Raw genomic sequence first — 268 nt, 5'->3', positions numbered from 1 at the left:
CAGGTCCTGCTCAAAACAACGACATACTGCCCGCCAACAGCCTGAAGAAGGGCGGATTTACTATCCATTTCATCCACGCTGCGGCGAGACGGTGCTCATTCTGAAGCGCTATGCGTACCGTGGTACCGATTTGGTGGTCATTGGGCAGCCTGACGGCTCCCCTGCCTGCATACCGGCGTGGATGGTGCGCGAGGCGGCGACGCACTTCAAGCTGTCGGCGCAGCCGCGGTTTTCCCTTGGGACCTTGCAATCTCTGCGCGCTGAGATC

Annotated in this window: 1 protein-coding gene; it reads left to right on the top strand. The window is 60.1% G+C overall.

The features are described 5' to 3' along the window. Positions 1-55: 55 nt before the first annotated feature. The coding region (locus tag NMG80_RS38150; RefSeq protein ID WP_495664004.1) for a DUF5372 family protein at positions 56-268 on the top strand (213 nt) is incomplete at its 3' end.

Source organism: Mesorhizobium escarrei, assembly GCF_935825525.1.
Classification (GTDB): Bacteria; Pseudomonadota; Alphaproteobacteria; order Rhizobiales; family Rhizobiaceae; genus Mesorhizobium; species Mesorhizobium escarrei.
The sequence above is the reverse complement of the archived record's forward strand: the minus strand, read 5'-3'. Positions and strand labels throughout refer to the sequence as shown.